General features: G+C 42.4%; 17 protein-coding genes and 1 pseudogene. 9 read left to right on the top strand and 9 right to left on the bottom strand.

Features of this window, described 5'->3' with window-relative positions; translation table 11 throughout:
* Positions 1–6 precede the first annotated feature (6 nt).
* The 3 genes from FC07_RS09060 to FC07_RS09050 all read left to right on the top strand — a co-directional run bounded on the left by FC07_RS09060 (position 7) and on the right by FC07_RS09050 (position 4,327).
* The gene (locus tag FC07_RS09060; protein WP_057904780.1) at positions 7–2,610 is read left to right on the top strand and encodes an ABC transporter permease; all 2,604 of its coding nucleotides are present in this window, start codon (positions 7–9) and stop codon (positions 2,608–2,610) included.
* A 15-nt stretch (positions 2,611–2,625) separates the two neighbouring features.
* Positions 2,626–3,054, top strand: a complete 429-nt coding sequence (locus FC07_RS09055; RefSeq protein ID WP_057904779.1) for a flavodoxin family protein — start codon at positions 2,626–2,628, stop codon at positions 3,052–3,054.
* Positions 3,055–3,184: 130 nt separating this feature from the next.
* Positions 3,185–4,327, top strand: a complete 1,143-nt coding sequence (locus tag FC07_RS09050; RefSeq protein ID WP_235807493.1) for a GGDEF domain-containing protein — start codon at positions 3,185–3,187, stop codon at positions 4,325–4,327.
* Positions 4,328–4,370: 43 nt separating this feature from the next.
* On the opposite strand, the gene FC07_RS09045 is transcribed toward FC07_RS09050, so the two are convergent.
* Positions 4,371–4,838 carry a Dps family protein gene (locus FC07_RS09045; RefSeq protein WP_057904777.1) on the bottom strand — a complete coding sequence of 156 codons (468 nt, stop codon included), beginning with the start codon at positions 4,836–4,838 and terminating at the stop codon, positions 4,371–4,373.
* 107 nt (positions 4,839–4,945) lie between these two features.
* On the bottom strand, positions 4,946–6,718 hold the full coding sequence (locus FC07_RS09040; RefSeq protein WP_057904776.1) for an oleate hydratase: 1,773 nt from the start codon (positions 6,716–6,718) through the stop codon (positions 4,946–4,948).
* A 199-nt stretch (positions 6,719–6,917) separates the two neighbouring features.
* Between FC07_RS09040 and FC07_RS09035 the strand changes: the two genes are divergently transcribed.
* The gene (locus tag FC07_RS09035; RefSeq protein WP_057904775.1) at positions 6,918–7,349 is read left to right on the top strand and encodes a methylglyoxal synthase; all 432 of its coding nucleotides are present in this window, start codon (positions 6,918–6,920) and stop codon (positions 7,347–7,349) included.
* Between the two features lie 191 nt (positions 7,350–7,540).
* Here FC07_RS09035 and FC07_RS09030 read toward each other — a convergent pair whose 3' ends face one another.
* Complete coding sequence (locus FC07_RS09030; protein WP_057904774.1) at positions 7,541–8,995, bottom strand: vinyl phenol reductase; 1,455 nt, start codon at positions 8,993–8,995, stop codon at positions 7,541–7,543.
* A gap of 178 nt (positions 8,996–9,173) precedes the next feature.
* Here FC07_RS09030 and FC07_RS09025 point away from each other — a divergent pair, with 178 nt between their 5' ends.
* Complete coding sequence (locus FC07_RS09025; RefSeq protein WP_235807490.1) at positions 9,174–10,097, top strand: LysR family transcriptional regulator; 924 nt, start codon at positions 9,174–9,176, stop codon at positions 10,095–10,097.
* Between the two features lie 18 nt (positions 10,098–10,115).
* Here the strand turns inward: FC07_RS09025 and asrB are convergent, their stop codons facing one another.
* The 4 genes from asrB to FC07_RS09005 are packed head-to-tail and all read right to left on the bottom strand — an operon-like array spanning position 10,116 to position 15,876.
* A complete protein-coding gene (gene asrB, locus FC07_RS09020) occupies positions 10,116–10,910 on the bottom strand; it encodes an anaerobic sulfite reductase subunit AsrB (RefSeq protein ID WP_057904773.1) in 795 nt (264 codons plus the stop codon).
* Positions 10,911–12,587, bottom strand: coding sequence for an anaerobic sulfite reductase subunit AsrA (asrA, locus tag FC07_RS15635; RefSeq protein ID WP_162255872.1), 1,677 nt, complete (start codon positions 12,585–12,587; stop codon positions 10,911–10,913).
* Positions 12,584–13,201, bottom strand: a complete 618-nt coding sequence (locus FC07_RS09010) for a 4Fe-4S dicluster domain-containing protein (RefSeq protein WP_057904772.1) — start codon at positions 13,199–13,201, stop codon at positions 12,584–12,586. The genes asrA and FC07_RS09010 overlap by 4 nt, the downstream gene beginning before the upstream one ends.
* Positions 13,201–15,876: a molybdopterin-containing oxidoreductase family protein gene (locus FC07_RS09005; protein WP_202813447.1), complete on the bottom strand. Its 2,676-nt coding sequence runs from the start codon at positions 15,874–15,876 to the stop codon at positions 13,201–13,203. Before FC07_RS09005 ends, FC07_RS09010 begins: the two co-directional genes overlap by 1 nt.
* Before the next feature lie 385 nt (positions 15,877–16,261).
* Between FC07_RS09005 and FC07_RS09000 the strand changes: the two genes are divergently transcribed.
* Genes FC07_RS09000 through FC07_RS08990 form a run of 3 tightly spaced genes read left to right on the top strand, consistent with a single transcriptional unit; the run spans position 16,262 to position 18,069 of the window.
* Positions 16,262–17,152: a LysR family transcriptional regulator gene (locus FC07_RS09000; protein ID WP_057904770.1), complete on the top strand. Its 891-nt coding sequence runs from the start codon at positions 16,262–16,264 to the stop codon at positions 17,150–17,152.
* A gap of 5 nt (positions 17,153–17,157) precedes the next feature.
* Positions 17,158–17,733: a LysR family transcriptional regulator gene (locus tag FC07_RS08995; RefSeq protein ID WP_057904769.1), complete on the top strand. Its 576-nt coding sequence runs from the start codon at positions 17,158–17,160 to the stop codon at positions 17,731–17,733.
* A 9-nt stretch (positions 17,734–17,742) separates the two neighbouring features.
* Positions 17,743–18,069, top strand: a complete 327-nt coding sequence (locus tag FC07_RS08990) for a type 2 periplasmic-binding domain-containing protein (protein WP_057904768.1) — start codon at positions 17,743–17,745, stop codon at positions 18,067–18,069.
* A 43-nt stretch (positions 18,070–18,112) separates the two neighbouring features.
* Here the strand turns inward: FC07_RS08990 and FC07_RS08985 are convergent, their stop codons facing one another.
* Positions 18,113–18,649 carry a phenolic acid decarboxylase gene (locus FC07_RS08985; RefSeq protein WP_057904815.1) on the bottom strand — a complete coding sequence of 179 codons (537 nt, stop codon included), beginning with the start codon at positions 18,647–18,649 and terminating at the stop codon, positions 18,113–18,115.
* 123 nt (positions 18,650–18,772) lie between these two features.
* Between FC07_RS08985 and FC07_RS08980 the strand changes: the two genes are divergently transcribed.
* Positions 18,773–19,309, top strand: a complete 537-nt coding sequence (locus tag FC07_RS08980; RefSeq protein ID WP_057904767.1) for a PadR family transcriptional regulator — start codon at positions 18,773–18,775, stop codon at positions 19,307–19,309.
* Positions 19,310–19,708: 399 nt separating this feature from the next.
* Here FC07_RS08980 and FC07_RS15980 read toward each other — a convergent pair.
* Positions 19,709–19,900 (bottom strand): annotated as a pseudogene (locus tag FC07_RS15980) (thiamine pyrophosphate-dependent enzyme); the annotation flags it as partial.

The following is a 19,900-nucleotide window of genomic DNA, read 5'->3' as shown; positions in this document are numbered from 1 at the left end:
TCCTTCATGAAACCAATGACAAAAAATATGTGGCGCGAAATTGGGGCTAATAAAGGCCGATTCGTTGCGATTATTCTGATTATTTTATTAGGCACCTTGGTATTTGTCGGTATTAAGGCAGCCGGTCCCGGTCTGAATGATTCACTGGACACCACTGTCAAGCGTAGCCGATTAAGTGACGTCCAACTTCTTTCAACGACTGGCTTTACAGCTACTGACGTGAAAACCGCTGAAAAAATCAGTGGTGCCCAAGCCGAGGCCATTCAATACAAAAACGTAATTGGTGGCAAAGATAACGATGCGATTGCCCTTTATGGCTATACGCAAAAACAACAACAAAACCAATTGACCCTAGAAAGTGGTCACTTACCACGTTCAAATCGACAAATCGTTCTCGATCAACGGGCTAAGACCACTTATCATTACCGACTCGGAGAGACCATCACATTTGCCAAAAATGCTGGTTTAAAGCATCGTACCTATACAGTCGTTGGCTTCGGAGATGTGCCAAATTACATTGACGATAATACCCGCGGGGCAACCAATATCGGTGACGGGACCATTCATTTCTTCGCCTACTTACCTGCAGCACAGCTACAACTTAAAACAGCGACTTTATTAAATATCCGTTTTAGTGCCCTACAACGCTTTAACACCTATGACAGCGCTTATAAGACACGTGTGGCTAAAAAAGTGGCCGCGCTAAAGCAACACTTTAAACAACGTGCCAAAACGCGTAGTCGGACGCTTTATCAGCAGGCTAGTCAGCCTTTAAAAAGCCAACAGACACAGCTCACACAGTCCAAGCAGCAACTTGTTGCTGCCCAAAAGCAAGCACAAGCTAGTGGGCAGTCAACCAATGCTACTTTAACCGCGCAAGCGAAGCAACTTGCTGCGGCACAGTCCAAGCTGAATCAGGCCCAACAAGCCCTACGCTCAAAAACGGCCACCCACTACACTTGGCAAACCCGAGCCGATTTACCTGGTTTTAGTGATTACCATGATTCCTCAACGCGAATTGCGGCCATCGCCAACGTCTTTCCAGTTTTCTTCTTTCTAATTGCTGCTTTGATCACCTTTACCACCATTACGCGCATGGTTGAGGAAGCACGCAGTCAGATCGGTACGTTCAAGGCTTTGGGGTACGGTAAATTTGCGATTGCCCGCAACTATCTGACGTATGCCTTAATGGCCGGGATGATTGGCGCCGTATTAGGCGGCCTCATTGGAAACTTCACTTTGCCACGAATTGTGATTTCACTGTATCACATGTGTATTCCATTGATTGTAGACGTACCATTTATGTGGCCAATTTTTGGTTTGGCGCTTTGCTTTGCATTATTGGCCACGGTCGGGGCGGCCCTTATTGTGGTGCGGCGTGAATTATCTGAGAAACCCGCTGAACTCATGCGGCCGCGTGCACCTAAATCAGCCAAGCGAATCTTAATGGAACGGATCACGCCGCTATGGCACCGACTTAGCTTTAACCAAAAAGTTTCTTATCGGAATTTATTTCGCTATAAAAGTCGTATGATCATGACGATTATTGGGATTGCCGGTGGGACGGCACTACTGCTCACTGGATTTGGTTTGCGAGATTCTATCGGTGGAACGGCAAGCACTCAGTTCAATGATATTACCCATTACGACGCACTGCTTGCTTTAAAACACGATCATCAAGCAACACCGGCCTTAAAAATTTTACGCGCAAATCCGCACTATCAAAGTGCGACTCAAGCCAATTCAGCTGTTGGCAAATTGAAAACAACTGGTCAACAGTTAACTGACGTCACACTCATCACGCCACAAAAGAAATCGGCATTTAGCCATTATGTCACCTTAAAACAAGGTAACAAGCGCTTGACCTTGCCGCAACACGGTTTGGTCATTAGCCAAAAAATTGCAACCCAATTACATTTAAAAAAAGGCGATCGTGTGACATTTACGCCGACCACTGGTCAAACTGCAACGATTAAGATTGCCGCTGTAACCGAAAACTATATGGGCGTTTACGCTTACTTAAGTCCCGCCGCCTATCGTCAGGCATTCCATAAAACGCCGACCAGCAATACGTTATTCGTTCGGCTTAGTGCAATGACTGCAAAGCAGCGCAATACATTGGCGCACAAGCTTTTGGATCAAAAAGCCGTTATGGGAACAAGCTTCACGGCAACACAACTGACGGCTGTCAAAACGATGTCGAGTTCATTAAATCCAGTTGTTTTCATTTTTATTTTATTGTCAGGTCTACTGTCGTTTGTCGTCCTTTACAACTTGACGAATATTAATGTTTCCGAACGGATCCGTGAATTATCAACCATCAAAGTCTTGGGCTTTTTCGACAATGAAGTGACCATGTATATTATTCGTGCAAATATCATGTTGACCATTATCGGTATCGTGGTCGGTTATGGTGCGGGTTGGGCCTTGCTGGCATTTATTTTAAAACAAGCCGCTACTGCCCAAATCATTTTCCCAGTACTCATTCACTGGCCAGGTTACGTTGCTGCAACCCTTCTGATGATTGGGTTTACAGCCATTGTCATGCTGGTCACCCATCGCAAGTTGCAACACATTGATATGATTGAAGCCTTAAAATCAAATGAATAGAAAGCTGTGAGCCACTTGAAAATTGCCATTCGTTATTATTCTCGCTCCGGTAGTACCCAAAAGCTAGCCACCGCAATTGGTTCGGCCATTGGTGTGCCAGCAAAACCAATTTCTGAACCTTTGACTGAACCCGTTGAATTACTGTTTCTTGGTGGCGCACCATATATTGCTGGTCACCTCAATCGACACTTACAACAATTTATCCAAGCCTTAACCTCACAACAAGTCACTCGGATTGCCGTATTCAGTACGTCCAATTGGCAAGGGTCAATTGTCACACAAGTCACTAAAAACTTACGTGATCCTGCCTTGCAGGTGCTGCATTCAGATTTTGCCTGTCGTGGTGCTTTTGGCAAACTTAACCGACAACATCCTACCATTACTGAATGTGCCGCTGCAGGTCGCTATGCACAACAAATCGTGGCACAATTAAAAGATAGTTAAGCAAAACGGTCTCACAAAATATGTTTTGACGCATATTTTGTGAGACCGTTTTTAATGCAATTAGATTCATACTTGGTTGATCAATTGACGCACGTTCATTAAACCCCTATGATAAGGTTAACGCTTGGAGGTGGCTACACTGCTACGCTACTATTTAACCAGTATTTTACTTGTTGTGGCCAGTACCCAAGGTTTGGCTGTTGTCTACGATCAAATCGACCACGGTACGCGTCAAAACGCGATCAAACACCATTGGCTAAGTCCATTACAGGAAAACTACCCACAAATCTTATATCTTTGCTTGGTTATTGTCCTCTTGCATTTTATTGGTGTTGGGACAAATAATACACTTTACTGGATTCTATTGAATATTCAAGTGATCGTCATGTTGTATAGCAACCTTTTAATTCCTAACTTCCTGGCTTTTACAGTGGTACAAGTTGTTGGTGCAATGACATTCGTTGCGGCTGGCGGCATGACCTTCAGCAACTGGATCCTTTTTTTAATTGCAAATATGATTGTTTACGGCGAACACTGGTATGGCGATTACCTGGCTAAACGGCCAATTCTCTATTTGTTGCCGCCATTATTTGTAGGCGCGATGTTTTGGCTGAAACTACATACCATGTTTCCAGTACGTCTCAATTGGTGGTTTACGATTGGGCAATACATTGCCTTTGCCTGGGCTTACTATGCGTTATGGGTTTATGATAATACCCGCCAACACGATCAGCAAGTCATCACAAAATTAACCCGTGAGGCACAATATGATGCGCTGACCCGTGCACGCAATTGGTTTACCTTTCGACACGACCTTACGCAAGTGTATTCAGAACTGCCCACCCATTTTAGTTTAATTGTTTTTGATATTGATCATTTTAAGCAAATTAATGATCAACATGGCCACCTAGTGGGCAATCAAGTCTTAATGATGGTTGCAACTCAATTCAGCACCATTTTAAAACAACAAAACAGCCGTTATGACCTGTATCGCACTGGCGGTGAAGAATTTGCGATTATTTTACCCGCAACGGACCTCCAAACAGCTACTAAAATTGCGACCATGTGCCAACAACAATTGCGCACCATGTCAATCACAACGACTGATATTAATTTTCAAATTACAGCCTCTTTCGGACTCGCTTACATCAACGGTAACGATCATGACGCCACAGCAGGTTTTAAACGCGCAGATGATTATTTATACCAATCAAAGCGGAATGGCCGTGACCAAATAACAGTTGAGGGGCAATCGTTCCGTTCAGACCAATAAAAAATGCTTGTCTCATCATCGAGGCAAGCATTTTTTATTAATTTTATTCTTGGGGACCTTTGCCTAAGTAAGCAGAGATCATCCAAATATACTTATCAATTTCTGTGTGCGCCGCAATCAACATATCTTGGGTTGAGAAATCTTTTTCAGCATCCGTAATCTCAATTCCTTTTTGATACTGCGTATTCAGATACTTAAATTGATCATTTAACCGTGTCATCAATTCAACCATTGAATATTGATTCCAAGTGATTTTTTCATCAGGTAACCCAGTATGTTCGATAAATTCATGGGTCGTTGCATAAGGCGTCCCACCGATGGCAATTAAACGTTCTGCGACTTCATCTAACTGAGCTGCTAACGCATCATTATAGTCATCCATTAAAGGATGGATCTTGAAGAACTGTGGGCCACGAACAAACCAATGCGTTTGTTGAATATTGACTTGTAATTGACTGAGATCTGCAATGAGTTGGTTTAGCTGCTGCTTTGTTTGTGTAAAATCTGACATTTAAAAACCTCCAGTTAAATTTGATTGTCTTATTGACAACTATTATTATAAGAGAATCATTCTAAATAGTCAAGTGAAACTTAATTGTACAAGATTGAATTGTTGACTTACAATAATTTTGCATTGCGTAATAGTTCACCGATCCAAGTCCCACGAACTTTACGCACGATTCGGCGTTTAATCGGTGCTGGAATCGGTAGCTTGGTTTCAGTTAATTTTTTCTTATCGCCTAAATAATAGGTTGATTTTAATAATTCACGAATGTCATAAACGGAATTAAAGACTTCTGGCACGCCACGTTCAATCGCTAATAGCGTATAAACTGCCTCCATTGCCGTTCTCACAGAATATTCAGTGGTAAACACGGTATCTCGCGATGGTGACTCCGCAAAGTTTCCAATAAAGGCAATATTTTGTGAGCCTTTTGGAACAACAGCTGGCCGGTCACCTTTCAAACGAGGCATAAAGTATGCCGTAATGTAAGGCATATACACTGGATTTGTGTTAATCGATTCTTGTTGTGACAATTGACCAATCAAGCTGGTCGGGACACCTAAATGATACAACCACTCTTGGGTAATCTCTTCTCCGGTACAGTCTGTGATTTTTTTATGAATGTAATCACCTTCTGTATCAGAGTACAGCGCATAGATCCAAACCACCGTTTCATTTGGCTTTTGGTTCTTAAAATGTGGTTGCCGGTGAATGGTAAAACTAAGATCCCAGCTTGAATCTGTTACCGTGATAATCCCACCGGTATTGACTTTACCATCATGTAGATCCCGCTTTGTCAGACGTTCGATATACGGATCAACTGCTGTATTTTCAATCGTGGCCGTTGCGGATACAAACCAACTTTTAGCCGGAATATTCTTATAGAAGACTTTGGGATGACCGAAATCTGGTGATTGCTTGGCCAAATTTTCCCATAGCTGCCAGCTGCCACCGACTGCTTTGGAAACGGGTGCTGGTGTGTGATGATCCCCATAAGTTGTACTTTCAGTAATGGAACCGTTGGTCACGAAAACCAAATCATTGTCCGTTAAATTGATTTCTTGTGGTGCACCTTTTACCGTTAACAACAGCTTCTCAGCGTGTTTCTCGGCACCTTTAGTCGTCACGATCACGTTTTGCACCGTGGTATCGTACTGAATCGCAACCTGGTGACTTTCTAAGTACTTGATCAGTGGTAAGACCATTGAGTCATATTGATTGTACTTGTTAAATTTCAGTGCGGTGAAATCAGGCAAGCCATCAATATGATGAATGAAACGCATGGCATAACGCCGCATTTCAACCACTGAATGCCATTTTTCAAAAGCAAACATGGTTGACCAATAGATCCAAAAATTACTATCAAAAAACGCCGGTGTAAAGTATTCACCGATTGTTTGCTTGCCCAACTTAGCTTCTGGCGTCAGCACCAACTTCATAATTTCCTTTGATGTTTTGCCTAACGTATACTGGCCATCATCCGGCACTTGATTCCCACGTTGATAGATTAGGCGACAATTCGATGAGTTAGGATCATCTTTATCCAACCAGTAATATTCATCTAAATATGAGGCCCCTTCAATTTCTAAAGATGGAATAGAACGATAAAGATCCCATAAACATTCAAAGTGATCTTCCATTTCACGACCACCACGGGTTACAAAACCAATATCAGGCCGACTTTCACCGTCTAATGAGCCCCCACCTAATGGTAATTCTTCAAACAAATGAATGTGGTCTCCGGGCATTTGACCATCCCGAATTAAAAATGCAGCAGCCGCTAAACCGGCTAAACCGGTCCCCACAATATAGGCCGATTTCTGATCAACGCCAGCTGGTTTTCGTGGTCTGGCAAAAGCTTCATAGTTTCCATTGGTATAATGCATGCAAAAAACTCCTTTCGCTTTGTAACCTTTCAACATCCACAATCGTTATCACTAGTATGCCATGATTACGATATAAAAGAAAGGGGTTACACTAACATTCATCATAGCACTTCTGATCAAGAAAAACAGAGGCGACCACTTTACAGTTGCATTGTCACCAGCTGCTTTTGTATACTGATTTTAGAAAGGTGGTTGACTCATAAATATTGCTCTCATTGCCCACGATGAAAAGAAACCCTTTATGAAACAGTTGGTACTGGCCTACCGTGATATTTTGGCACAACACACACTATTTGGCACGGGCCATACTGGCACTTTAATTGCAGAAACGACTGGCTTACCTGTAACCTGTTTTAACTCCGGACCGCTAGGTGGCGACCAAGAAATCGGTGCCTTAATTGCGCAAAACAAATTGGACCTAATCATCTTTTTGCGCGATCCACTAACCGCCCAACCACATGAACCAGATGTTAACGCCCTGATTCGACTGGCTGACGTTTACAATATTCCTTTAGCCACCAATTTAGGAAGCGCTGAGGCGCTACTACGGGCAGCAGATGCGCACTTTCTCGACTTTCGACAAGTTGTCAACGGGGATGAAAGTCGCCACGATGGCTACCCAGCAGAATAACCAAACAAAATACTTGATGCAACAGTGACTGGCAAAGCTTTACCAAAACGCGGTCCAAGTAAATACCCGATTATCATGACCAAAGCTCGTCATGATAATCGGGTATTTGTTTTGTCGCTGCCATTCACAGTCTCTTGATAACGAGACACAGCTTAACAATCTGTTTTTAAATCTGAGTTTTCACCTTATTTTTAAGCTTGCGCCGCATGGTGGCCAGCGTTGCGACCTGAATAGAAAGCATACCCAACACAAGTGCCTGGCATATTGGGCCCATAGGTATCACCGGTTAAACCAGACGCGTCATTACCAGCAGCATATAGGCCTGGAATCGGCGTGCCGGCATTTGTTAAAACGGCATTGTCAGTTGTGACTTGTAAGCCACCCATGGTGCAAAACGCACCAACGTTTAACTTAAAACCATAAAACGGTCCTTTTGTAACTGGCACAAGATATTGCTGCGCCTTACCAAAGTCCTGATCGACACCAGCTGCACAAAACTGATTGTAAGTTAACACAGTTTGTGTCAAGGCTGTTTCCGACATCCCCATAGCCTGCGCTAACGCTTCAATCGTATCTGCTTTAAAAATAAACGGTTTATGGGCAGCCACAGTTTCATCTAACTCGGCCTGCAAAGTGGCCATTTTTTCACCACGCTTCACATAAACGCCAAGTCCCATAAAATGACCGTCAGTGGCCATTTTATCGATCACGCCTTGGTCTAAAATGCTGAAAACTTGGTTTTGCGTATACAACGCATTACCAGCATATGAAAAATTATACACAACAGATTCATCTACAAAACGCTCACCGTGTTCATTGACCCAAAGTAACGGCTGTTGACCAGCGGCGGTATTCATTTGGGATGCCATCAGTTTAAACGATGGTTCGTCTGGATCTTTGAGATAACCGCCAAATAACATGGCCATGCCAGTGCCATACTGTTTTGCACCTGCGTTCCAGGCTAACCGCAACCCATCGCCCGTGCCCTTTCCTGAGCTGACCGGCACCAAACGTGACGTGTCATAGGCCGTTAATTGGGCCATCATTTCAGGATTGTTCAAATAACCACCGGTGGCTAAAATCACGGCTGATGTTTGGACATTTTGCAAATCGCGGGTAATTTCATCTTGGATTTTAACCCCAGTGATCGCCCCTGTTTGATCCTGTAATAATTCAACTGCTGTGGTAGATGTTAATAATTCGACACCTAATTTTTCAGCCTGTGGTAATAAGTGATCATGCAACACAGACTGACCCATCCCATCATAAATGTGCCAAGTTGCTTCACCGGCCCCCATGGCCTGAACACCTTCATAAGTCACACCTTGATCACGTAACCATTGAACGGTATTTGCACTATCATCGACATACCGCCGCCAAATGCGTGAATCCGCTTTAAATTTTGAGTATTCAACTTCTTCTTTCAAAACATCTGTACCAGAAACCTGAATGCCTTGCTGCTTTTGGAGATATGAATCGACCGCAAATAGCCCTTCTGTATAATTACTACTGCCACCTGTATGGCGTCCCTTTTCAAGTAACAAAACAGTGGCACCTTGTTGTGTTGCTTCCAAGGCCGCTGATGTGCCAGCAGCACCTGTTCCAACTACGACAATATCATAACGTTCTTTTTGACTAATCGTCATCTATGATTCCCCCTTGCTTGACACAAGTTATAATTTGAACAATTGACGGTAAACGGCTTCTATCCTTATAATGAATAGATTGGTTGCCTCATGAAACAAGTCCATCATAACCGCAAACCAATCAAATTCAAACCGCTTAAAAAGTTCAACAGCCGAACTTTTTGTTCTGGTTCATCAGGTGATCAGTATCGATATTAATCGTTTAAGAACCTTTTTAAAAGTCGCACAATACGGCAGTTTCAAGCAAGTTGCTGCCCAGGAGTACTTGACACAACGGGCTGTGTCTAAACAAATGGCCCAGCTGGAAACGGAATTAAATGTGCCACTTTTCATTCGTGGTAACAACAAAATCACATTAACAACGCAAGGCAAAGTATTTTTGACTTCGGCTCAAGATATTGTGAATCATTATATGAGTGCGCTTACGGCATTACAACATTATGATCAAACACAGCAACGACTGCGCGTTGGCTATTTCTCGGCCTTCGAAAAGCACCTGCTACAAGATCCACTATTTCAACTTCGGCAACAATTTCCTAGATTAGCGGTTGACATTCATGAAAGTAGCAACGAGCACCTGACACACAATGTCAGTAATGGCGAATTAGATTTAGCGCTATCCATTGGTTATGGAACTGCCTCACTACCTGACGATTCAACCCTGATGGCGCAGTCCATTTATCAAGGTAAGATGGTCATTGGGGTGAGTACGTTAAATCCGCTTAGCCAACACACCCAATTGACACCGACAGACCTGCGGAATCGTCCAATGCTCTATTACAGTCCTGAAAGTTCAACCTTTTTATTAAATCGCTTTCTCGCAACAATGCCCTTTATTCACGATTACGAGCAAATTCAACGGGTCACCAGCACGGAACAAATGCATTTTTTAGTCGCACTGGATCAAGCCTACGCTTTTTATCCCAGTGGTCTGATTTCTCAAAAACAACTTCAAGCTGACCAACAAATTAATTATTTACCCATTGTCGATTCACACACGCAACGGTATGACATTGTGGCATTATACGATCCTAAAAACAAAAATCCCATGTTAAAGCCATTGTTGCAGGCAATTAAAAACGAGGCAGCGTCTCAAAATTGACGTTACCTCGTTTTTAGTTTAATCAAATAAATGGGCTGCCTTCGTATAATTGAATACGGGGCCATCTAAACACACATAGGTATCATTGATCTTACAATGGCCACATTTACCAACAGCACACGACATGCGACGCTCAAAGGAAACCCAGATTTTCTTAGGGTCAGCCCCATTTTTCAAACATTCTTGTGCTGAAAATCCCATCATCATCGGTGGTCCAACAATCGCAACATTATAGTCATCAAAATCAGCAAAGGGCACGTTTTTAATATATTGGGTGACAAAACCTTTATGAAAACCGGGTGCTTCACTGTTGTCCAAACAATACGTGGTGCGGAATTTCGGCTGTTCACTAAAGGTTTTCAATGCGTCCGTAAACAAGACACTGTTAATATCCTTAAAACCCACAATGAAATGTACCGATTTAGAAATTTCAGGATGATCCATAAAGTGTGTTAATACCGTTTTTACTGGCGACATCCCTGTCCCACCACAGATAACAACCAGATCTTTACCCTCAAAATCAGCAACTGGAAAACTATTGCCATAAGGGCCGCGCATAAAGAGCGTATCCCCTTTATCAAGGCCAAAAACCCCTTCTGTTAAGCGACCGACTTTGCGCATGGTGAATTCAAGGTAACCATTCCCTTTCCCACTCACTGAAATAGGCGCTTCCCCCACTTTCGGGATGGACAATTGGAAAAATTGATTATACTGGGTCGGCTTATCATACGCTACCCGAAAAGTATATTCTGCTTGCGTTTCTTTGACCACATCTAAGATTTGATGCGGTTCAGGCAACATTATATTTTCCATTTATTTCACCGCCTGTTCTTGTTTAGCCTGTGCGAAAGCAGCTGTAAAGCCATTAATCGTGTCGCTAAATGAAATATCTTTGGGACAGCGCATCACACAACGGCCACAGCCGACACACATGTTTTCTTCACCAAAACGTTGTTTGTAATCGTAAACTTTATGCAAGGTTTTAAAGCGCATATTATCGCCTGGTGTTTTCCGCGCGCGATTACCACCAGCTGTTTGGGTAAAAGTATCCAACATACAAGAAGACCAAACGCGCCGCCGTTCGCCTTGTTTGCCGCTTTCGTCATAAGTCACATCTAACGTGTCAAAACAAGTACACGTTGGGCACACTGTGTTACAGCCACCACAACCAATACAACGTTCATTAAAGGTTTGCCAATAATCCAAATGACCGGCTAAATCCAATTCTTCCCGCGAATTAATTTCAGGTAAGGTTACGGTTGCTTGATTCTCTGAAATAAACTGTGGTTGAAAATCACTGGTTTGCGCTGCTTGAAAATCAGCTAAGAAACTTGGGTCTTTCACATTAACATTCATTTGATGCTGATCAAAACGCACCGCCATATCATAATGATCCGACCGATTTGAATTCATCGATACACAGAAACAGTTCTCACAACTTTGTGTGCATTCCATCATGACAATTTTCACTTTATCCCGTAGCCGTTTATAATAACTATCCGTTAAGCCACCGTTTTTCATGAAAACGGTATCGGTTCGACGCAACGCATTAATATCGCAAGGGTGCATAAAAATCAGATAATCCTTATCGTCTTTCAACCGGCTTTCCTTCACCTCATGCTCCGTGAAGTAAAACATGGTTTGCATAATCGGATAATAAATTTCCTTGGCGGAAAAATCTGACTGACGATCGTAAACAATATCGCTGACCTGGTTGATTTCTTGGAAGCGGACTAATGGTCGGTGTTGATTACTGCGCCCGTTTACAAAGGCTGGCGCAAAAACATGATAATGTTGTTGCCACTGCTGAATCAGTGCATCAAAATCCGAATTGGCCATGGTAAAACTTGTGGCAGGCGCCTGCGCTGCAGTTTGCAGCGTTTCAATCAACGCTGCATCCCGTTTCAAAAAGCCCACTGTTAAATCAGCGATACCACGATAAAAATCGGTGTGGCTATACTTGCGTATATCTTCGCAAAAATCGACGATCCAATCTAACAAATGTGTTTTTAAAAACGTTTGTTGCGCTTCTAAATTGTTTTTTTCGCACAAGTAGGCCATAAACTTCAATTCAACTGCAATATGATCTTCTTTAATATCCGCCATTTCAGTGTCTAAGGCCAGCTTCTCTAAACCATAAATGGCGCGCACATCGGCCCAAGCTTGTTGCATGACTAATTTCTCATCACTAGTATAAACAGATTCATATGGAAAAGCAGCATTGCCTTTCGTTTCACCAGCTGCTAAGAAAACTTTGGCATAGTCGCAAGCCAAGTCTTCCTCAATGGCAGCAATTTGATGATTAACAAAATAGCGTTCTAACAAGCCATAACCACGATCCATTTCAGCCGAGCCCGTTTGCTTAGGAAACGTTACATGTACCAATTGTTGAATCATGCTCTGAGACAATTCATGTTGATACACTCGGGCTAACAATTGATAAAAATGAAGTCGATTTTGATTTAAGGTTTGCACTTCACTAGGGCTCATTTGCGCTTCCCCCTTCTGACACTGACACATTCTTGTGGTAAAACATCCAGCCATTTATCATTTTTTAAAATGTATTTTACGGAAGGCCCGTTACCAAAATCACGCAATGAATACACATTTTCTTCACCAGCGTCAGCAATCAACTTTGAAACATCACTGTTTGGATCGTTAAGATCACCAACATGTAACGCGCCCCCTGTACAATTTTTAACACAAGCCGGTAAATTGCCGGTTAAGCGCCGTAAGGCACACACATCACACTTATCAGAAACGTGTAATTCTTCGTTAAAGCTAATGGCCTCGTAAGGACAGGCACGAATACACGATTTACAGCCGATACATTTATCGCGATCAATTTCAATCACACCGTCCTCAGGATTGACGTGGCAGGCGCCAGTTGGGCAAACTTTGACACAAGTGGGATTCTCACATTGCTGACACATGGCAGGTAAAAAGTACATTTGAATATTGGGATATTCCCCTGTTGGTCCAATTTCCTTGACAGAAGTTCGATTGGTGCCTAATGGCAGGTGATTTTCCATTTTGCAAGCGACCTGACAGCCTTTACAACCAATACAGCGATCTAATTCCACTGCAAATGCGATTTTTTTCATTATACTGTTTCTCCCTTCGTCATATCAGGTGTTTTGGCCGAAGGCGTTGCTAAAAACGACTTAAATTCTTTTGGCTCTAAGTAAACCCCTTCTGGTGCGCCTTCTGGTGCAGGATAGATCTTAACCAAATAGCCGCGTAGCGTATATGTCCCAAATACGTCATTGTAAGGCCCTTTTGAACGGGCTAATACGTTAACGTTCATTTCTTGCCAACCATGGGTCTTGCTGTTTAAGTTTTCAGGGGCCCAGAAACGCTCCATATACACAGAACCTGGATTGATGCCTGAGGTAATATGAGCAATACCCCGGACTTTCCCGCGCAAAGATTCAACCCAAATCCATTGATCATCTTGAACACCGTACTTTTTAGCAGCTTGTGGGTGGATCCACACTTCAGGTGCTGGGTATAATTCCCGTGTCCAAGCAACGTTGCGTAACGTGCCATGATGGTAATAAGGAATCCGGCCATTGGTCATGACCAGTGGGTATTCTGCCGCCATTTTACTGCCTGGTAGTGGACTTTCATATGGCTCTTCATAGTATGGTAATGGATCGTAATCTTGAGACGCTGCTGGCAATTCACAATGACTGTAAGGCTGTCCTGTACGCCCTAACGTGATCATACTTTCCAAATAAAGTTCCAATTTCTTTGATGGTGTTGGGAAGCCTTGTGGTTGTCCAGCTGCATTCGGTTTCAAATAAGTGTAGTAACTGCGATATTCTTTTTCAGACATGTATTCAACTGGTGCCTCAGCCTTTAATTGTTGCCAAGTGAACTTGGTATTCTTTAGGTTAGCATCCAGTAATTCCTCCATTGAATCCCAATAAGGTAAGTCATCACCCATATACTCAGCATCAAAGGCTTTCCGGCAACCTTCATGGCCTAATTCAGCACAACGTTTAGCCAGTTTCGACCAAATGACTGTTTCATCAATGGTTTCCCACAAATGAGTCACCGCTTGACGGGCCATTAACTTATTACAGGTTTCAACGATCATGTCTGTTTCAAGCCATTCTTCAGTTGGTAATAACATATCCGCATAAGCTGAAAATGATGTTGGATACATGTACATATGCACAATGAAATCAACTTTTTCAGTTGCTTTGGCCCAGCGCTGACTATCCGCTAAATTCACTAATTTATTACCCGAACGTTCCAACCAAACACGTAATGGATAAGGGTCACCTGTTTCAATAGCATGCAACACAGAAGGCGCATGACCTGCTAACCACATGTGCAAGCCCTTATGTTCAATGGTGCCTAAACGCTTCTTCAACTGTTCATCTGGTAATTTTGATTGTGCGGGAGGTACACAGTAACCAATCATGTTGGTGGCGCCAGCTGAACCGAAGCGCTGCAGCAAGGCCCCTGGTCGTTCAACATCCCCCATTAACATATCAATGATCCCAGCGGCCATGGCAGCCTGAGCAGAGTTTGGTGACTGATCCGTAGCGACCCCAATGCAGAGGCCTCCAGGCATATTATTAGTAAAGGTTAAAATCGCTGCTTCAATTTTATCTTGAGGTACCCAGCAAATCTTCGCTGCTTCTTCAAGGGTATAGGCTTCAACACGCTCTTTTAATAATTGAAAACCCGTTTTATAAGTGACCCCGTTGATCACAAAGGTCCCTTCTAAAGCCACATCCAAATCCTCATTCCAAGGATAAGCAAGCGGTTGTGGCGCATTCGTCTTTTGATCCCACACCATAAATGTATCTGGCTGGTTTGAATCCGAACTTTTCGCGGCACGCCACTCCAACTTGGTTTCAACGTTGACCAAATAAGGTAAATTAGTCCATTTCATCACAAAGTCATGATTATAAAGTTTGTGATCAATAATATAGCGGATCCAAGCCAACTGTAAGGCTACATCTGAACCTGGTCGAACAGGCAACCACACATCTGCTTTCGCAGCGTCTGGCGTCATCCGTGGATCAATGACCACCGTTTTAACGCCATGTGCGCGTAAATTAACCAAAGCACTGCCACCGGAAGCCGGACTTGAATAGGATGGATCAGCCCCCCACAAAACCAATGACTTCATTTTTGTATCATGGGCAAAATAAATTTCCTGCGCGTTTGAATCCGCGATACTCGCATTGGTACCGCCATACATCATGTCATAAACACACATCCGTGGTAGATAACATTGCGCGCAGCCTGGTTCAAACCAGTTTGGTGTCCCAAAAATATTACAGAAACGGGAAATACTCCAGAATTCTGGGTTGCCCCCGCCACCTGTTGAACAAAAGACGCTTTCTGCGCCAAAATCTTTTTTGGCGGCCATTAATTTATGCGCAATTGTATCAATGGCTTCCTTCCAAGAAATGCGTTTCCATTTATTTTCGCCACGTTTGCCAACCCGAATCAGTGGGTACTTATTTCGATTTGGATTGTACAGCGCCTGAATTCCTGACAACCCTTTGGCACACATATGACCATTACTCATCGGATCTTCCGGATTACCTTCTAAGTGAATCACGCGACCATTTTTAACCGTCGCCAAGACGCCACAATTAGAAATACAGGCTCGGCAAGCCGTTTTGATAATTTTAACAGTATCGCCATCGTCCTCAGACGCCTGTGACGCATCAACGAACTTGGTTTGACTGTCGCCATCTAAGGTCAAATTCACCGCCATATTAGTCGCCGCTAAAAAATCTTCTTTCGACATCATGTTGCCTCCTTTAACTGGATCAGATTGTCATCAACACGTGATGACAATCACGACTACATTTTTCTTAAAAATCATATCATCTGATTTATAAGTCGATTATAGCAACGGTTAAGGCGTTTGAACCGAGATGTCAAAAAGTGATTAGATGATAATTTTGTGTATTCTTTCACTTTATAATCACTTTCAAAAATCCCGTTAAAACATAAAACGCGACAAATCTTACTTTCATTTTTTAATTGAGAACTGCTTTCAAGTAACTTGATCAAAGGGTTATACACTTTTTTTGTGTGGCGGCCGTAAATTCTTAAAAAGTAACCCTTTTATCTGACCATTCGTGTTAATCTGAACATATGGAAATTAAGCAAAGAAGGTGTTTCTCATTATGGACTTTCAACGATTACATGAATTTGTCGTTATTGCTGAAAAAAGCAGCTTTACAGAGGCCGCTAAATGTTTAGCTGTTAATCCGGCCACCTTAAGTCGACGTCAAAAAAGTTTTGCCAATCATCTTGGATTCCCACTGTTCACCTATGATCATGGCCAACTCATGCTGACCAAGGAAGCTGAAAACTTTTATCCTGAGGCTTTAAAGGCTTGTCAGGCTTATCGCACCTTAAGTAGCTCACTACGTAAAATTGCTCACGAACACCGTACCATGTTGAAGTTAGCGATTGCCGGTGAAGGCATGCCTCGTTTTTTACAAACTTTTTTGGTTAATTGGAACTTAGTCCATCCAGAAATCCATTTTAAAATTTTTGATGAAACGCAATTTGAGCTTCACCAGGGTCTCCGAAATCACCTAATCGACTTTTACCTTGCCCCTAGTGACCAACCACTAGCCGCCACTGACCTGGTTCAAATCAATCTGATGACTACCACACCACAAGTTTTGCTCCCTGCTGACCATGTTTTAGCCACCCAAAAACGGATTGCCCTTTCACAATTAAAAAATGAACAATTTATTTTGTACCCTACAACTAAAAATACGCTGATCCGTGATTTTCAGGTTCATCTTTTAAAAACCGCTCACTTTGAAACACAGCCTTATCGCCAGATCTCAACCTTATTGTTTTATAACGACCTGGTTGCCATGAAAAAAGGCATTTTGCTTTATCCAATGGCGTTCACCCAAGTCCCAACCGGCTGTGTTGCACGACCATTAACTGGCATTTCACAACGTCCAAATTACGCATTATTTGCCACAAAGCCCCCTTACTCAGAGGCTGGCAAAACCTTTATTGAAGAACTCAGCCGCTTTTTGAGAAAGGAATAGCTGAAATGGATACTCAAATGTTATATGAATTTATTGTGCTTTCAAAAACCTTGAACTTTAGTAAAGCCGCGAAAATTCTTTATATCTCACAACCAGTTCTTTCACGCCATATTAAAGAACTAGAACAAGAATTTAATGTCCCGCTATTAACACGTAGCACCCACCACGTCAACTTAACGGAAGCTGGCCGTGTCTTATCACAAAAGGCGCCGGAATTAATTGACCAATGCGACCGTGCCATTGTTAATAGTCGGTTCTGGCACAATGTCACAGAAGCCACCATTCGAATCGCTTGCGTGGTTGAATTATCTTATGCCCAACGCTTAATCGATTTTATTCAACAGTTTCGTTTGCAGCACCCTAATATTCGTACTGATATTCAAGTTCTAACAAATGGTACCCCTGAAGCCGTCTTGCAAGATCCTGCTTACGATATTATTCTCACACCTTGTCGCTTTGTAACCACCCCACCACACATTCAGAAGCGCTTTATTGATAGTCAAGCAGTGGCAGTGGCCTTACACCCGAAACATCCATTACGAACTAAAAACTTGATTTTAATGAACGACCTGATCGGTTAGAACTTACTCGTGCCGTTTGCCAATGAACTCTTTGGGCCTTATGCCAAAATTTGGAAAATTGCGGAAAATTATACTGAAAACAAGCTCACTTATTTAAAAATGCCAAACTTAGCAACTGCGCTTTTTGAAGCTTCAACTGGTTCGGGAATTGTCATTGTGCCAGAATTTGCACAGCGGATTGCACCGGACAACTTGCATTTTATTCCGCTAGCAAATCGGCATTGTCGTTATGATGAATACATTTATTATCGCGAAACAGACCACAACCCTGGCGCGCGCGTCTTTTATCAGGAATTTTGCCAGGCATTCCAGATTGAGAATATGGCGCTTTTTTAGCGACAAAAATACCGCAAGCCTGTTAGTCGGCTTGCGGTATTTTTTAATGGTTTAAGCGTCGGTAATCGGCATCAAAGTATTGACCTGCACGAATATCGTCCGGCAAAGTGGCATAAGGTGCCTCGCTAATCACTTCATTGTTATCCTGACCCGCATTACCCATGTACGTAATCGTTGCAAATTCAGGTACGACTAGTTTTGGATAAGTGGCATATTTTTCTCGTGCAGCATGCATCACATCGAGATGCTCATTTTGATAAGTCACTGTAATTTCAGGATGGTCTTGCACCCACTTTGGAAAGAAAATCGTTCCGTTAACCTTATGGTCATTTGGCAAAAAGTCCAACGCCACGTCTGTTCCTGTTGGCTCCGTCCAGGCAACCTTATAAATGCCAGCGGTCAGCATCACAATGTTGGCCGTCTGATCGGTTACCCAGCGTCCAGCCACCATACCACCATGAATCCGATAATCAACGGTATGGTCATTCTTAGCATACCATTCATATTCCCAACCATTATCATACGTATAAATAAAGTGTGTCCCTAAGAAATCATCTAACGTTTTGAATTGCTTATCCATTTGATTATGTTGTGTCATTACTGAATCGCCTCTTACTATTAATTTTATACATGTAATTATTTACATGTTTTTGTCGACCTAATTATGATAAACTATTTTTAAAACATCGTCAAGGGGGAAATTATGGCACAACGCAATATTTTACAATTTATTATTTTAGGTTTAATTCATGAACGACCTTTAACTGGATATGATTTAACAAAAGCCTTTGATAACGATATTGGCGAATTTTGGTCCGCCAAACACAGTCAAATCTATCCACAGCTTAAAACACTTGAAGCCAAAGCCTTACTGACACACACTGATGAAGTAACTGGTGAAAAATTAACACGTAAGCGTTACACCATTACTGAAACCGGCCAAGCCCTACTCAACCAATGGCTGCGTGCACCGACACCAGAATCACACAACGGCAAAGACGAATTTGTATTAAAACTATATTTTATTCAGCAACAAAATGATCCACGTTTGCGGCCAATGCTCATCGAACAACTAATGTTACATGAGCAACGTTTGAACCACCTGACACAGCAATTAACCACCAAATTTCCAACCGGTGCCAACGCCACTGATTTTGGTCATTTTTTGATTTTAACCCACGCTGTACGTCGTGAACGTGATTACACAGTGTGGCTGCAAGATGCACTGCATCAACTTTAAATCATATAAAAAAGGTGCCGATCATCAGCGCCTTTTTTATATGTTCTGCAACAACCTGGCGCCAACAATCCGCACGCTAAATGATCACAAAATACACTTAGCCATCTAGCTAGCAATCGTTATATACTTTTTAAATATAAACATTTCAAAGTTAACTAAACAAGCACTGTTAGCATTTACATTGATATGATTGGTATTAAGGCCATTAAACGGTTTCCTTCCTATTGTTGCAATGAATAAAGCGCTATTTTCTAATTGACATTCATATTCATTTGTAATATATTTAAAATGTTATTTATGTCATACATCCTAATTCATTTAAACAACAAAAAAGCACTTCCAATGAAGGAAGTGCTCAAAACAATCTGATTCAAATGCAATTGCATTTATTTGTTTTTATTATTTGCCGCCTTTTTTCATAGCAGCCATTTGGGCGTAGTTATTCGTACGCTGCTTCATATCGTCAACGGTCTTGTCGAACATCTCTTCAACGACAGCATCGTCTTTCTTCACACCATGTAAGCGTGAGAAACGCGTTTGTGTTTCCAAGAAGTCAGGGATCTTCGTGAAGTCAGCCTTCTTGTAGTCGAA

It is taken from the genome of Loigolactobacillus bifermentans DSM 20003, from assembly GCF_001434575.1.
Lineage (GTDB): Bacteria > Bacillota > Bacilli > Lactobacillales > Lactobacillaceae > Loigolactobacillus > Loigolactobacillus bifermentans.
Note: the sequence above shows the minus strand (reverse complement) of the source record. Positions and strands in the feature narration are given on the sequence as shown.

Coding starts and splice junctions, on each gene's coding strand:
- FC07_RS09060 (WP_057904780.1), top strand. CDS start 7: ATGAAACCAATGACAAAAAATATGTGGCGCGAAATTGGGGCTAATAAA.
- FC07_RS09045 (WP_057904777.1), bottom strand. CDS start 4,838: ATGTCAGATTTTACACAAACAAAGCAGCAGCTAAACCAACTCATTGCA.
- FC07_RS09040 (WP_057904776.1), bottom strand. CDS start 6,718: ATGCATTATACCAATGGAAACTATGAAGCTTTTGCCAGACCACGAAAA.
- FC07_RS09030 (WP_057904774.1), bottom strand. CDS start 8,995: ATGACGATTAGTCAAAAAGAACGTTATGATATTGTCGTAGTTGGAACA.
- asrB (WP_057904773.1), bottom strand. CDS start 10,910: ATGGAAAATATAATGTTGCCTGAACCGCATCAAATCTTAGATGTGGTC.
- asrA (WP_162255872.1), bottom strand. CDS start 12,587: ATGAGCCCTAGTGAAGTGCAAACCTTAAATCAAAATCGACTTCATTTT.
- FC07_RS09010 (WP_057904772.1), bottom strand. CDS start 13,201: ATGAAAAAAATCGCATTTGCAGTGGAATTAGATCGCTGTATTGGTTGT.
- FC07_RS09005 (WP_202813447.1), bottom strand. CDS start 15,876: ATGTCGAAAGAAGATTTTTTAGCGGCGACTAATATGGCGGTGAATTTG.
- FC07_RS09000 (WP_057904770.1), top strand. CDS start 16,262: ATGGACTTTCAACGATTACATGAATTTGTCGTTATTGCTGAAAAAAGC.
- FC07_RS08995 (WP_057904769.1), top strand. CDS start 17,158: ATGGATACTCAAATGTTATATGAATTTATTGTGCTTTCAAAAACCTTG.
- FC07_RS08985 (WP_057904815.1), bottom strand. CDS start 18,649: ATGGATAAGCAATTCAAAACGTTAGATGATTTCTTAGGGACACACTTT.
- FC07_RS08980 (WP_057904767.1), top strand. CDS start 18,773: ATGGCACAACGCAATATTTTACAATTTATTATTTTAGGTTTAATTCAT.